At 40.2% G+C, this 14,205-nt stretch carries 13 protein-coding genes; 2 read left to right on the top strand and 11 right to left on the bottom strand.

Features of this window, described 5'->3' with window-relative positions; all coding sequences use genetic code 11:
* Window positions 1–3 precede the first annotated feature (3 nt).
* Window positions 4–1,011, top strand: coding sequence for an NAD-dependent epimerase/dehydratase family protein (locus tag A3O17_RS01365; RefSeq protein ID WP_064207615.1), 1,008 nt, complete (start codon window positions 4–6; stop codon window positions 1,009–1,011).
* Window positions 1,012–1,064: 53 nt separating this feature from the next.
* Here the strand turns inward: A3O17_RS01365 and A3O17_RS01360 are convergent, their stop codons facing one another.
* The 8 genes from A3O17_RS01360 to A3O17_RS01325 all read right to left on the bottom strand — a co-directional run bounded on the left by A3O17_RS01360 (window position 1,065) and on the right by A3O17_RS01325 (window position 10,022).
* Window positions 1,065–2,051, bottom strand: a complete 987-nt coding sequence (locus A3O17_RS01360) for a cation diffusion facilitator family transporter (protein WP_064212787.1) — start codon at window positions 2,049–2,051, stop codon at window positions 1,065–1,067.
* Entirely contained in the window at window positions 2,045–2,884 is an 840-nt protein-coding gene (locus A3O17_RS01355; RefSeq protein ID WP_064212786.1) for a metallophosphoesterase family protein, read from the bottom strand. The genes A3O17_RS01360 and A3O17_RS01355 overlap by 7 nt, the downstream gene beginning before the upstream one ends.
* Window positions 2,885–2,948: 64 nt before the next feature.
* Complete coding sequence (locus A3O17_RS01350; RefSeq protein ID WP_064212785.1) at window positions 2,949–3,296, bottom strand: MmcQ/YjbR family DNA-binding protein; 348 nt, start codon at window positions 3,294–3,296, stop codon at window positions 2,949–2,951.
* An 81-nt stretch (window positions 3,297–3,377) separates the two neighbouring features.
* A complete protein-coding gene (locus A3O17_RS01345; RefSeq protein WP_064212784.1) occupies window positions 3,378–4,835 on the bottom strand; it encodes a glycoside hydrolase family 1 protein in 1,458 nt (485 codons plus the stop codon).
* A gap of 12 nt (window positions 4,836–4,847) precedes the next feature.
* Window positions 4,848–6,821: a beta-glucoside-specific PTS transporter subunit IIABC gene (locus A3O17_RS01340; RefSeq protein ID WP_064212783.1), complete on the bottom strand. Its 1,974-nt coding sequence runs from the start codon at window positions 6,819–6,821 to the stop codon at window positions 4,848–4,850.
* Between the two features lie 126 nt (window positions 6,822–6,947).
* Complete coding sequence (locus A3O17_RS01335; protein ID WP_064212782.1) at window positions 6,948–7,796, bottom strand: PRD domain-containing protein; 849 nt, start codon at window positions 7,794–7,796, stop codon at window positions 6,948–6,950.
* Between the two features lie 203 nt (window positions 7,797–7,999).
* Window positions 8,000–9,346: an FAD-dependent oxidoreductase gene (locus A3O17_RS01330; RefSeq protein WP_064212781.1), complete on the bottom strand. Its 1,347-nt coding sequence runs from the start codon at window positions 9,344–9,346 to the stop codon at window positions 8,000–8,002.
* 67 nt (window positions 9,347–9,413) lie between these two features.
* On the bottom strand, window positions 9,414–10,022 hold the full coding sequence (locus A3O17_RS01325) for a sugar O-acetyltransferase (protein WP_064212780.1): 609 nt from the start codon (window positions 10,020–10,022) through the stop codon (window positions 9,414–9,416).
* A gap of 60 nt (window positions 10,023–10,082) precedes the next feature.
* Between A3O17_RS01325 and A3O17_RS01320 the strand changes: the two genes are divergently transcribed.
* The gene (locus tag A3O17_RS01320; protein ID WP_064212779.1) at window positions 10,083–10,649 is read left to right on the top strand and encodes a sugar O-acetyltransferase; all 567 of its coding nucleotides are present in this window, start codon (window positions 10,083–10,085) and stop codon (window positions 10,647–10,649) included.
* Between the two features lie 31 nt (window positions 10,650–10,680).
* Here A3O17_RS01320 and A3O17_RS01315 read toward each other — a convergent pair whose 3' ends face one another.
* From A3O17_RS01315 to A3O17_RS01305, 3 genes are all read right to left on the bottom strand, one after another.
* Window positions 10,681–12,018: an amino acid permease gene (locus A3O17_RS01315; RefSeq protein WP_064212778.1), complete on the bottom strand. Its 1,338-nt coding sequence runs from the start codon at window positions 12,016–12,018 to the stop codon at window positions 10,681–10,683.
* Between the two features lie 93 nt (window positions 12,019–12,111).
* Window positions 12,112–13,560 (bottom strand): MFS transporter, encoded by a 1,449-nt coding sequence (locus A3O17_RS01310; protein ID WP_064212777.1) that lies wholly within the window; start codon window positions 13,558–13,560, stop codon window positions 12,112–12,114.
* 221 nt (window positions 13,561–13,781) lie between these two features.
* Entirely contained in the window at window positions 13,782–14,096 is a 315-nt protein-coding gene (locus A3O17_RS01305) for a carboxymuconolactone decarboxylase family protein (RefSeq protein ID WP_064212776.1), read from the bottom strand.
* Between the last annotated feature and the right edge of the window lie 109 nt (window positions 14,097–14,205).

Raw genomic sequence — 14,205 nt, 5'->3', positions numbered from 1 at the left:
TCAATGAAATTTAATAAAGTTTTTGTTCTCGGTGGAACCGGTTTTCTTGGATACCATACAATTAAAGAATTATTAAATAATGATATTAAAGTCAAAACCCTTTCACTTCCACCTAAAAAAGATACGGTAATCAAAGAAGATAATCCCCTTGAAGGTATGGACAATGTTGAATGTCTCGTTGGAAATATCAATGAAATGAATGACCACGAAGTCGTTGAGATGTTAAGCGATTGTGATGGCTTTATTTATGCTGCCGGAGCCGATGAACGAATTCAAGCTGAAATTCCAGCAAAACGATTTTACTATGAGGCAAATGTTTTACCAACGCAACGGATGGTTCGCCTGGCCTGTCAAGCAGGATTGAAAAAATTTGTTGTCTTTGGCTCATACTTTGCTGAAATGGCTGAACGTTATCCTGAAACCGGTTTGAAAGATTCACCGTACATCAATACCCGTCTTCTCCAGGAACAAGTTGCTTTTGCTGAAGGCGAAGGCAAGATGGAAGTTTGCGGATTACGCTTACCATACATCTTCGGAACAATGAAGGAACGCATGCCATTATGGCAAATGTTTGTTGACCGGATTCGCGACAATGATGTTTATCCAGTCTTTAAAGGTGGAACTGCATGTGTAACTGCTACCCAAGTTGGTGAAGCTGCGGTCGGCGCTCTCCTCTATGGTCACCACCGGGAAACATTTGCCATCGGTGACATTAACATGACCTACGAAGAATTCGCCAATATCATTAAAGATGAACTTGGAACAAACACCCAAATTCCAGTCATCACCCTTGAAGAAGGCTTACCAACCTACAAAGAACTTGATCGGAATCTCGCCGACCAAAATCGCGAAAGCGGCATTCACATGGAAATGATTGCCCACGTTCAACAGAAATTCTGTTACTTAAACTGGGCCGATACTTTCCCAAAGTTACACGTGAAACGCGAAGATATTCGTGAAGAACTTCGGAAGACGATCCGGTATATTATTGAACTCGAAAATCAACAGTAAATGTTTCATGTGAAACACCCAAAAAGCGATGAGCAAATTTTGCCCATCGCTTTTTAAATTTCATTTGGATAAAAAATAATTTTCGTATCAGAAACCCCGCACTGCTGCTTCAAAATTTCTTCAATCTGTTCGGCAAGAATAAATGACTCCTTAACCGTCATTTTCCCGCTGACCGTCACTTCAGCTTCAACGGTTATCAAACTTCCATTATAGTGTGCCGTTAAGCCCGGGACGGATTTAATTTGCGGATTATCCAAAATAACATTCTTGTACTTTTCCTCTTTTCGCGGATTAAAGTAATCAGCAAGGTTCAAGCTGCTTTCAAGGAAAATCTTAAATCCGGAATACAAAATGAAACAGCCAATGACAATACTGGCAACACTATCGATCCACCGAATGCCAAACTTCCACATCACAAAAATCGAAACGGCGGTTCCAACACTTGTTAAAATATCGCCCAAACTATCCTGAGCCGAAGCAAGTAACGCCGCACTATTCGTTTTTTTGCCACTTGAATAATTAATGATATAAATCAAAAGAATCAAAATAACGGAAATCCCAGCTCCAACAATTCCAATTGGATTCGGGATTTTTTGTGTCTTAAGATTCATTAATGCGTGAATCCCGCCGCTAATAATATTGACTGCAATTCCAATCATCAAAATCGAAGTTACAAGCGTAAAAATCGTTTCAAAACGGAAGCGTGATAAGCGCACCCTTTTCTGGTTACTCAACTCATTTTGATCACTCACCGGAAATCCAATCAGCCGCGTTTCATCTTCATCACTGGCAATGTGAATTCCAACAATCAATAGGAACGTCGAAATCACCCCGGATAAGTTATTAAAGGCATCCGCTTTTAAAACCTCCGCCTCACTCTGGATTGCAAGCCAATATTCGATCAGGAAAATTAAAACATACGTCAGAACATTAAAAAACAAATTACGTTTAACGACGCGATAGTTTTTGAATTGTTCCGATTGCAACTTTTCCCACGTCACACTTTCATTTTCTTCATATGAGTTATCTTTTTTTACCATTCAATCTTCTCCACGTTTGATAATGCTTGCGTTAAGTAATCGCACTTTTGATTTTCAGCAGCAACTTTTGCTTGATTGAACGTAAACTTTCCGGTCCGCAATAATTCTTCATATAGATCATAGTATGGAATTTCCCGTTCATGGGCAATTTGCAATTCCTTTTCTAAGTCATAAGGAACATTACGCTGATCCCAACTTAAAACACTTCGATGATCGATCGTTAAAATGCCGTAACTGGCTTTTCCACTGATTTCTAACCGATCAGATACTGGCATTCCAACACTTCCGGGATTGAAAATGTACCGGCCATCATTCGTCATCCGTAAAATTGAACGATGCGTATGGCCGTAAATTCCAACGTCCGCATCAGTTTGACTCATCAATTCGTCAAAATTAGCCTGTTCATTTGTTGGATAACTGAAACCGCCGCGGCATTTAGTTGGAGTCGAATGAAAAATATTAAAAGTAATTTCTTCGACTTTAATTTCCTGTCTCAATGGTAATTGGGATAACCAATCAAATTTTGCTTTTCCAAGTTTTTCCCGGTCATACGTCGAAGTAATGATCGCCATAATTGCTTTTGGATTATTTTCAAAATCCGTGAATTGATGATCAATCAAACTTCGATAAACCGCCTCATGATTCCCAATGATCCACGTTAACGGGTTAACCTGTTGAAGGGCTTCAACACATTCCAACGGCTCTGGCCCGCGATTCGTAATGTCACCTAAAACAATGTAATCATCAACGTTTTGTTTTTGGGCATCTTCCAATACAGCCTTCAATGCTTGATAGTTCCCATGACTATCGCCGATCAATGCTAATTTTCGCATCTCAATCCCTCGCTTTAGTTTGATCTTTACTTTTAATCTTAATCATTCCGTTAATAATTGACAATTACTTGGCTGTTAACTTTGCACTTTCTTTGATAAGTCCTAAGAGCTCATCTGCCGTCAGTGAAGTCAAATTAACCGCAACCGTATTCCAATGAACTTTATTCATATGATATCCAGGATAAAATCCCGTTTCACTTTGTCTTAAAATGTCACCTTTATCTGGATCAAGCTTAATATCAATCAATAATTGACCGTCAATTTCAAAAATCAGCGCCATGATTTTATTATTCGATTGATGTTTGATAACCGTCCATTTGATTTTTTCATGACTATTCGGTCCGTTAAACGGATAACATTCATAACCATCTGTATTAGCTAATACCAAATCAATTAATTCCTGCCGTTCCAATGTTTCACCCTTTTCCGTTTGTGTTTCACATGAAACATTATATAAAAAAGGTTCTGGCTTCCACCAGAACCTTCTTGATGATTATAATTCTTCACCATTTGATTTAATTACTTTCCGGTACCAATCAAACGAATCTTTCTTCATCCGTTTCATTGTTCCATGACCTTGATCATCGCAGTCAACATAAATGAATCCGTAACGCTTTGACATTTGCCCTGTTCCAGCTGAAACTAAGTCAATGCATCCCCAAGTCGTGTATCCGCGTAAATCAACTCCATTTTGGATTGCGCGGTCCATGGCTTCAATGTGTTCTTTCAAATATTGAATCCGGTAGTCATCATGGATTTTACCATCAGCATCGATTTTGTCGATTGCTCCTAATCCATTTTCGACAATCATCATCGGTAATTCATACCGGTCGTACATCTTTTCAAGGTAGTATTGCAACCCGTCTGGATCATCTGCCCATTCCCATTCGGAATAATTCAGGTATGGATTCCGGGCGCCGGTTGAAAGGTTTCCGCCAACTTCTTCCTGATCTTTATGGGTCGTAACCGCACTCGACATATAATACGAGAAAGTATACATATCAACCGTTCCGTTTTTCAAAATCTCACGATCTTCATCAGTAATATCAAGTTTAACATGATGCTTATCCCATAACCGGTGAGCAAACGTTGGATACTTTCCTTTGCATTGCACATCGCCGCAATAATAGATGTCACGTTCCCACACATGTTCATTTAATAGGATGTCCTTTGGATCCGGTGTCAACGGATAAGTTGCAATTCCGCAGATCATGCATCCAATCTGATTATCAGGATCGATTTGATGTCCAATTTGAACGGCTTTTGCACTTGCAACAAATTGATAATGCAACTTTTGGTATGCGTGCTGGTATTCTTCATCGGAAGCTTGATGACCGCCAAAGTGCATGAACATGACCGTACTGTTGATTTCATTAAACGTTAACCAATAGTGAACTAATCCCTTGTATTCTTTAAATAATGTTTCAGCAAACTTAGCATATAAATCAATGACTTTCCGGTTACCCCAGTCATGGTACTTTTCTTCCATTGCAAGCGGATCGTCGGAATGCGAAATTGTAACTAACGGTTCAATGTTGTACTTATGCAACTCTTCAAAGACTTTCCGGTAAAAATCAAGTCCTGCTTGATTCGGCTTGTCTTCCTCACCCGTTGGAAAAATCCGCGACCATGAAATCGACATCCGGAACATTTTAAAGCCCATTTCAGCAAAAAGTTTGATGTCTTCTTTGTAGTGATGGTAAAAATCAATTGCTTCCTGGTTCGGGTAATATTCGCCGGGCAAAACGGCCCCAGTTGCATCACTCGGAATAAATGACCCCTTTCCTGTTCGCCCATCCTTAAACTTATATGTTACTTGACGGTTTTGATGAAGCGAACCGGCCGTGGTTACATCCGTCCGGGCCAGTCCCCGACCATCAACATTATATGCACCTTCAATTTGGTTAGCAGCCGTTGCGCCGCCCCAATAGAAATTCTTTGGAAAACTCATCTCTCAAACCTCCTATTTCAAGCTAAGTAATTCGTCGCCGGCATTCACTTGACCTTCCTTAACGGCTTTGATTTCGTGATAATTCTTTGAGTTAGTGATTACCATCGGAATTGTAGTGTCATAACCGGCGTTTTTAATTTCATCTAAATCAAATTTAATTAACTGTTGTCCCTTGGTTACGTGGTCACCTTTATTAACCAATGTTTCAAATCCTTTTCCTTGAAGTTCAACGGTATCCATTCCAATGTGGATCAAAACTTCAGCACCGTCTTTCGTCCGTAACCCAATTGCGTGTCCAGTTGGGAACGTCATCAAAACTTCGGCATCATCAGGAGCGGCGATTACATTATCTGATGGTTCAACGGCAACGCCCTTACCCATCGCACCTGATGCAAACACTTCATCTTTAATACTTGCAAGCGGAACGGCATTTCCTTTGATTGGACTTGCCAAAGTTGTTGCTGGGTTGTAGCAAACATTTTGCTTTTCCGGTTGAGCACCTTGAGTTTCGTCATGATCATAAACTTCATCAACCACTGGTGCTGGAGCTTCAACGGCAGCAGCAACTTCTGGGCCATCAACCGCATTTTTACCAAAGAGAACTTGAAGAAGGAACCCGAGAATAAAACCAACAACGGAAGCAATAATTGTTCCCCAGAAGCCCATGCCAATTCCAGCCTTTGGGTTAATCATTGATGGATATACAAAGATTCCCATTCCACCCATCATATATCCAAGTCCATGGAATGCACCAATAATTCCACCAGTAACAGCCCCGGCAATACAACTTAAAATAAATGGCTTTTTCCGTGGAAGGGTTACCCCGTAAATTGCAGGTTCAGTAACCCCAAAGATTCCGGAAACAAACGCTGGAATCGCAACGGAACGCAACTTTTGATCTTTAGTTTGGAAAATAATTGCTAAAACAACTCCAATTTGGGCAAAGCAAACCGTGTATGATAAAGGTAAAATTGGCATGTATCCTAAAGCTGCTAAATTAGCCATCGCAACGGCAACGATTCCCCAGTGAAGGCCAAACATAACAAAGACTTGCCAGAAACCAGCTAATAATAATCCAGCTAAAATTGGACTAAAGCCGTAAACTGCTTTACATGCAAAGCCAATAATGTCACCTAACCAAGTAGCCACTGGTCCAATCACGATCAAACTAACTGGAACCGCAATTAACAATGTAAAGAACGGAACTAAGAATAACTTAACGGTTTCTGGAATGATCTTCTTCATCCATTTTTGAACATGACCGGCAAACCAAACCGCTAAAATAATCGGAATAACTGATGAAGTATAGCTTGCAGCCACCACCGGAATTCCTAAGAACGTTGCGTGAATTTCAGATTGTAAGAATGTTCCTTTAAATAACGTAAAGAGAACATGATGACTGTTTGCCATGGCAACAATCGATGGATAACACATGACAGCCGCAATCGTTAATCCAATGTACTTATCAAGGTGAAATTTCTTTGATGCACTTAATGCTAAAACAATTGGCAGGAAGTAGAAGAAACTATCCCCAATCGCATACAAAATTTGATATGTCCCCGAAGTTTTGGCAATCCATCCCAATGAAGCAAACATCGCGGCAAAGCCTTTGAGCATTCCGGCAGCACACAACGGACCTAAGGCCGGGGTGAAAATGCTTGAAATTATATCGATAAAACGATCAAGCAAACTCATGTTACTTGTATCTTCATAGTCATCCGGAACTTCCCCACCGCCGGAAAAGCCACCGATTTTGATCAATTCATCATAAACATCGGCAACGTTATTTCCAATTACAACCTGATATTGGCCGCCTGCTTTAACGACTGAGATGACGCCATCAATGTTTTTGACCTCTTCATCATTGGCCTTCTTTTCATCCTTTAACTTAAACCGTAGCCGGGTCGTACAGTGAACCACACTGATTACGTTATCCTTACCGCCAACGCCGGCGATAATCTTTTTGCATAAATCTTGATATGCCATTTGAAACTCCTCCTTTTAAAACAAAAAGCCCAAATTTAACCGCATTATATAGAATCATCATGCTGATCATTCCATATAAATTGATTAAATCTGAGCTAATGCCTAATTGAATAGTTACACGCGAATTTAATCATCTGTCTGACGATGAGTTACCCGCCAAACATGTAATATTAAGTAAACTTTATCATCTGGATTTAACTGCCAACCATTTTTATTGGTAAGAAACGTATTGATTCGTTCAACCGTTTCGGCTGCTTGCGGGTAACGTTGCCGCATAATTTCCAAAACCGCAGGATCAAGTTCCTGTCCTTGATGCCATTTACCACTAAGATGTTGAATCATTAGTGACCGTAAATGGTTCACGAACCGATTATAGTTAAATGAATCATGATCAAGTTCAATATGATAATCATACTGGACAATTGAAACGATTCCCGCAATCAACTGCGTAATTTTAACGGTATCTTGCAACTTGGTTCCATCGCTTTCAGCATCAAGCAAATGATAAGTCATAAAGATCTGCTCACTTACCGGTAATTTGACTGAAAACTCGCTTTCAATCAGCTGAATTGCCTCACACGCTAATTTGTATTCGTTTGGAAAAAGATGCTTGACGTTCCACCGGACAGTTCCATCCGGAATTTCAATTCCATCTAAAGAACGTTTCAATGCAAAATCAATGTGATCGACCAACACAAAGTATTGATAATCGGAAAAATTAAGGTTCCCCTTTTGAGTAAGCATTGCTGTCACCTTTGAAGTTACTTCAATGGCTTGCGGCCGGATATTTTTGAATTCTTCAATTTCAGGCGTATTTGAATCAGATGGAACAAACCGCCGTTCAATCTTCCCTTCATCAACTAAGTCTCCCGGATGTTTGCCAAATCCGATTCCATTCCCAATAATTACATATTCTTTTCCGGAATCATCTTCAACTAATGCTGCGTTGTTATTGAAATTCTTGAGATATCTCATAACTTTTTCTCCTCAATACACAAAAAGTCTACAACCTAAGAGTACATCAAATTAGTTTATCAGCTACCCTTAACTTGTAGACTTATGCCTGATCGAATCAGTAACACGTCCTTTACAAAGATTATATTACATATAATTGTAAGCGCTGTCAATATTAAAAATAAAGAATAGAAGAAATTTCTTTCTTCTATTCTTACCATTAACTATTTCGTTTCATTTGCCTTATCGACGGCTGCCATCGCAACCTTATTTAACCAGTTTAATGGCTGGTCAAAGTTTGGTTGGAATAACATATCAACACCGGCAAGGTCTTCAATTGTCATTTTGTTTTGAATTGCAAGTGATAATACGTTGGCCGATTGTGATACATCATGTTTGCTATAAACGGCTCCACCTAAGATTCGGTGCGTCGCTGGATCCCAAACTAACCGGGAAACAACTGGCGTCGTTGTAAGCATGAATTCCGGCCGGTAATTTTCTTCAGTCGTCACTGAATCAACTGTTAGCCCCCGTGCTTCGGCACCTTCAACCGTTAAACCAGAAGCTGCCATACATGTGCCGAATAATTCAACGGCTGAGGTCGCTTGCGTTCCCATGTATTTGACGGTTGGCTTATCAATATTTTGCCCAATTAAAATTCCTTGGTGGATCGCATTAGTTGCCAATGGAATGTAATCTGCTTTACCCGTTGGATTGTAATGAACGTTAGTTGCATCACCGGCAGCATAAATATCCGGATCGCTGGTTTGCATGTATTCATTTGTCCGAATAGCTTTGTTCGGAAGCATGTCGAGCTTGCCTTCTGCTAACTTGGTATTCGGTTTGAAGCCGGCACACCAAACCGCAATGTCAGCTTCATACTCGCCCTTATCGGTTTTCACGATGACCTGGTCACCCGCATCTTCAAAGGATTGAACCTTTTGTCCTAATGCTAACTTTGTACCGTGATCCCGATATTCTTGTTCAATTCGGTCACTGATTTCCTTATCAAAGTTCTTATATAAAACCCGTGGGAATGCATCGATCAAGGTTACATCTTTTCCGGCTGTCGTTGCCTGTTCTGAAAGTTCAGCGCCAATGTAGCCGGCCCCAATGATCACGGCCTTGTCAATTCCCGCAAACTTTTCACGTAAAACTTGAGCATCGCCATAATCCTTGCAAAGGTAAACTTTAGGATTATCAATGCCCTTGATTGGAGGTACGACCGGTAATGAACCGGTGGTGATAATCAGTTTGTCATAGTCTTGAACGAATTCTTTCCCGCTATTCAAATCCTTAACCTTTAGTTGCTTAGCGTTAGGATCGATGTTCAAAACTTCATGTTGCATTTTCATGTGCGCCCCGATTTTTTCAAGCTCTTTCGGACTTGAATAGAACATTTTATTCGGGTCTGCAATGTGATTGCCCACCCATAATGCGATTCCGCATGAAAGGAATGAGACGTTGTCGTTTCTTTCAAAAACCGTGACATCGTAATCAGGATGATCTTTTAAAATTTGCATCGTTGCAAATGTTCCTGCGTGGGTTGCACCAATAATACTGATTTTCATTTGTCAGCACCTCTTTATATGTAATTTCACTTTAAGAATACTTAAAGAGGTTCCAACTTGCAAATGATTACTCTGCTTTATCAGAAAGATTTTCAATCACTGTACATGGCGTCCCGGCTGCAACCACATCTGCCGGAAGATCATGCGTTACAATGCTTCCTGAACGAATGACCGTATTGGCACCAATCGTGATTCCCGGTAAAACCGTAACGTCATTTCCAATTGAAACATGACTGCCAATCGTAATTGGATGATCACTGCACCAATGATCTGCCCTCTTTTGCGGATCAAATGCATGATTTGAAGTATAAATACCACAGTTATCGCCTACCTGAACGTAATCGCCGATTTTGATCACATTGCAATCAATCACCTTTAAATTCTGCCCGGCATAAAAATGATCCCCAACGTGCAGATTAAACCCAAATTCAGTAATAAATCCTTTGCCAATTTCAGCATGGTTCCCTAAATCACCAAAAAGATCCATCATCAGCTGCATTTCACCATGACCGGTTTGCGCAAACGTTTGATTAAATTGGCGACAAACATAAAAAGCATGGTTGCGCGCCTGTTCGATTAGCGGGTCATAATCATAGTACAAATTTCCTGTATTTGTAATTTGCTTAACATGCTCAATTTCTTCAGCCGTTAACGCCTGGTGGATTTCTAAGTCCAAAATTTCACCTTCAATGCGGTATACTTAAGATAATTATAAACCTTTAAAGAGGAGTTTCACATGAAACAAAAAATTGAAGAAGTTAACCAGTTGATCAATAACCAAGCATTTGATGCCCGTGATTCCCGCATCATGGCTGCCCATCAAAAAGCATTTAATCTGTGTTTTAAATATAACCAGCAAGTTGATCAAAATCACGGTTACAATTTAGAATTACTAACAACCCTTTTCCATCAAATTGGAACTGATCCTTATATTGAACCAGATTTTCATTGCCAATTTGGATTTAACATTACAATGGGAAATGAGATTTTCTTAAATCATGATTGTACCCTAATGGATTATGCCCCAATCACAATCGGCAACCAAGCAAACATTGCCCCGAAAGTTGGCATGTATACCGCCCAACCTGTCCTTGATCCACAAAAGCGTGAACATCATATTATGATTGCGCGGCCAATTACCATCAAAAACAATGTCTGGATTGGCGGCAACGTCTGTATTCTTGGCGGCGTCACCATTGGCAACAATGCAATTATTGGCGCTGGCAGCGTTGTTGACCATGATGTTCCCGATAACGCCGTGGTCGTCGGAAATCCGGCAAAAGTTATTCGAATTATTAAATAAAAGAACCCGGGAAAATTCCCGGGTTCTTTTATTACGCTTTTCTTCGATAAATTCCATACGCGATAAACATTAAAACGACCCATCCGCACGCAAAAAGCAATGCAAATGCCATTTCCTTTTGTAATAACAATAGTCCTAAAATTCCAATGAAGAATGCCATTGTAATAAAATTAGAAACTGGATAAAGCGGCATTTTAAAACTTGTTCCTTCTGGATTTTGTTGCCGGTATTTATAATGACACCAAATCAACGTTAACCAGACAAAAATGAAGCAGACCGTTGAAATGTCTGAAATAATTTCAAAAATTTTGGCTGGAAGAATAAAGTTTAAAACAACAATAATCAATAACGTTAATGATGAGAAAACTAACGATGTGACTGGTACACTCCGGTTGTTGACTTCGCCCATTTTTCGCGGTGCAAATTTGCTGTGTGAAAGAACGAACAGTGTCCGGCTGGTACTAAACAACGCACTATTGCATGCCGATAAGGCCGCCGTCAAAACAACAAAGTTAATCACCCCGGCAGCAATCTTCACCCCTAATGCGCTGAAGACTTGAACAAACGGACTAGCCGAAGTTGTAACCTTATTCCACGGATAGATGCACATCAAAACAAACATCGCCCCAACGTAGAATAAAGCGATTCGGAAAAGCAACGTGTTGATTGCTTTGGGTAAATCACGCTTTGGATTGGCCGTTTCACCCGAGGTCAAACCGACCATTTCAATCCCGGTAAAGGCAAAAATTACCATCGGGAACGCCGACAATGCTCCTTTGATTCCCTTCGGCATAAAACCGCCATAGTTTACAAGGTTGTTGACTGAAACTGCATGTCCCGCAACCTTCGTGTGACACACTAACAAGATGATCCCCGTAACAATCAATGCAATAATTGCAAAAACCTTAATACTTGAGAACCACGATTCAAGTTCACCGAAAAGTTCAACACTTAATAAGTTAAATGCCAAAAGGACAAAGACAATAATCAATGCCGTTAGCCATTGCGGTACATGCGGGAACCAGAATTTAATATAAATTCCACTGGCTGTTAGATCAGCCATTGCAATGCTTTCCCAGCAAAGCCAGTATGTCCACCCAATTACAAATTCAAATCGATCTCCAAGATAAGCGCGAACAAATTCAATGAATGATGATTTACTTGTATCTGAAAGAACAAGTTCACCGATTGCCCGCATCATAAAGAAACAAAAGATTCCAGCTACTAAATACAAAACTAACAAAATCGGACCGGCTTGATGAATTGCATTTCCTGAACCCAAAAACAATCCGGTCCCGATTGCCCCGCCAAGGGCAATCATTTGAACGTGCCGCGAAGATAGTTTGCGTGCAAGTTTATTCTCTTCCATTCTCTAATCGCTCCATTATTTTCGAGATTAGTTTAATTATACCGTATTTTACAAACAAATTTGGCATGTTTCATGTGAAACATGCCAAAAATTTTAATCCGTTTTTTTCAAAAGATTATATCCGATTGCAATAACCAGCAATCCACATGAAACGAGCATAATGTCTTGCAGCCCGCTATGTAAAATCATTCGCATTTGCGGAAGCAGATGAGCTGGTAATTCATACACCGTTGCACTGTCGCTTAGTTTATCCATCATTGCGACCGTAATTTTCCCATGGGTCGGCCGAACACCCCGAGCAAGCGCCATATTCATAATCACGCCGTAAATTGATGACATAAATGTTTGCGCAAGAATCCGAATCAAATAACTCACTGACGTTGCAATTCCCACATCCCGGTGATCAACATCTTGTTGTACTTTGATCTGAAGAATATTGAAAATCACCCCAACGCCAAAGCCATAGAAAATACTGAAGAAGCAGATCCATCCAATGCCGGCGTTAACTTTACTGCACAACATTCCAAGCGGCGCAAGAAAGGCAATCACTAATGCCAAGGTAATTGTATTTTGATCGCCAATCTTTCTCCGAAACGAATGCGTTAACTGAGAACCAACAAAGTCAAAAATCGAGCCTGGAATTTGGGTCATTCCCCCAACCAGCGCAGTCATTGCAAGCAACCCTTGAGCCCACATTGGGGCATAGATACTGAACGAAATTGTTCCGCCCCATGCCAGCGCAAAAATTACTAAGTCTTTGACCAATTTCGAAGATTTAAAAAGATGGGTTGGAATAATTGGATCATTGACCCGGCGCTCGTTTTTCCAAAATAGAATCAATAACATTCCGCCAATCAAAAGTAAACCGGCAATCCAATACCACGCAACCATTCCGAGAAGTTGAATCCCCATTAATGCAAATGCTAAACCGATGATCAAAAAGACTGACCCCCGATAATCAAATGGCGTTTGAATTACTTCAACCTGTTCCTTAAAGAAGACATTCAAAATTAAGATCGTAACGATTCCAATTGGAAGGTTAATGTAAAATACCCAGTGCCAGCTTAACGTATCAACGATCCAACCGCCGACTAACGGTCCAATAATTGTGGCTCCGCTCCATGCAGCCGAAATATAAGCTAAGCCCTGCGACCGTCGGTGAATGTTCCGGTATAATTGGGCCAAAATAATATACGGGATCGAACCCATGCCGCCAGCACCAATTCCCATAAAAGTCCGGGCAATAATAAATACCCAGATATTACCGGCCGTTCCTTCAATCATTGATGAAACGATAAAAATTAAGATCGATAATCCAAAAGCCTTCTTATTTCCGATTCGATCGCCGAGTTTCCCCCAAAGCGGTGAAAAAACGGCCATCCCTAAAAGAAAAACGGCCACGATCCAGCCCATATACTGAATTCCGTGTAAATCCGAGATAATCGCTGGCAACGCTGTATTAATGATCGTTGCGTCCAAGCCGGACATGATACTTGCCAAAAGCAACGATGCCATTACCCAATTTCGCTGTCTTTTTGTCATTCTAATCCCTCTTATAACTTATCTTGTTTTGTATCTTCTATTATATCGATGGAATAGAATAACGTGAACGTTTATCTGGATATTTTTTTATTTTAATGCAAAAAGAAGATCGGGATTTCCCCGACCTTCATTATGAATTTACTTACAATCTTCTTAAAAGCGTTATTTAGCTTGTTTAAAAGTCAACTTTCAATTTTAAATTGACTTCCATTTTTTTTACTTTATTTCCAAATTTCCTTGGCCATTTTCAAAACAGTCCAAGCTTTAGGCCATCCTACATAAAATGCTAATTGGGTGACCGTTTCAACAATTTCATTCTTTGTAATTCCGTTGTCTTTTCCAAGTTGCAAATGATGCTTGAGTTGTTCATAATCACCATTTGTCATTAATGCTGCAATTGTAATCAGGCTGCGATCACGCGGACTAAGTTGGTCCTCACGCGCCCAAACCTGACCAAATAAAACATCATCATTTAATTCAGCAAATTGGGGAGCGAAGTCGCCTAACTGATCATGACCGGCTGTTTGCTTTTTCATTTTGAATCCTCCCTCGTAATATATGTTTTGTAATCATCTCACGATGATTTTCCTTAAAAATAATCTTTTTGTTTTAGTACTGTGTGGTACCTGTTTCTTATACACATCT

It is taken from the genome of Ligilactobacillus aviarius (genome assembly GCF_001654615.1).
GTDB lineage: Bacteria > Bacillota > Bacilli > Lactobacillales > Lactobacillaceae > Ligilactobacillus > Ligilactobacillus aviarius_B.
The sequence above is the reverse complement of the archived record's forward strand: the minus strand, read 5'-3'. Positions and strand labels throughout refer to the sequence as shown.

Coding starts and splice junctions, on each gene's coding strand:
- A3O17_RS01365 (WP_064207615.1), top strand. CDS start 4: ATGAAATTTAATAAAGTTTTTGTTCTCGGTGGAACCGGTTTTCTTGGA.
- A3O17_RS01360 (WP_064212787.1), bottom strand. CDS start 2,051: ATGGTAAAAAAAGATAACTCATATGAAGAAAATGAAAGTGTGACGTGG.
- A3O17_RS01355 (WP_064212786.1), bottom strand. CDS start 2,884: ATGCGAAAATTAGCATTGATCGGCGATAGTCATGGGAACTATCAAGCA.
- A3O17_RS01345 (WP_064212784.1), bottom strand. CDS start 4,835: ATGAGTTTTCCAAAGAATTTCTATTGGGGCGGCGCAACGGCTGCTAAC.
- A3O17_RS01340 (WP_064212783.1), bottom strand. CDS start 6,821: ATGGCATATCAAGATTTATGCAAAAAGATTATCGCCGGCGTTGGCGGT.
- A3O17_RS01335 (WP_064212782.1), bottom strand. CDS start 7,796: ATGAGATATCTCAAGAATTTCAATAACAACGCAGCATTAGTTGAAGAT.
- A3O17_RS01330 (WP_064212781.1), bottom strand. CDS start 9,346: ATGAAAATCAGTATTATTGGTGCAACCCACGCAGGAACATTTGCAACG.
- A3O17_RS01320 (WP_064212779.1), top strand. CDS start 10,083: ATGAAACAAAAAATTGAAGAAGTTAACCAGTTGATCAATAACCAAGCA.
- A3O17_RS01315 (WP_064212778.1), bottom strand. CDS start 12,018: ATGGAAGAGAATAAACTTGCACGCAAACTATCTTCGCGGCACGTTCAA.
- A3O17_RS01310 (WP_064212777.1), bottom strand. CDS start 13,560: ATGACAAAAAGACAGCGAAATTGGGTAATGGCATCGTTGCTTTTGGCA.
- A3O17_RS01305 (WP_064212776.1), bottom strand. CDS start 14,096: ATGAAAAAGCAAACAGCCGGTCATGATCAGTTAGGCGACTTCGCTCCC.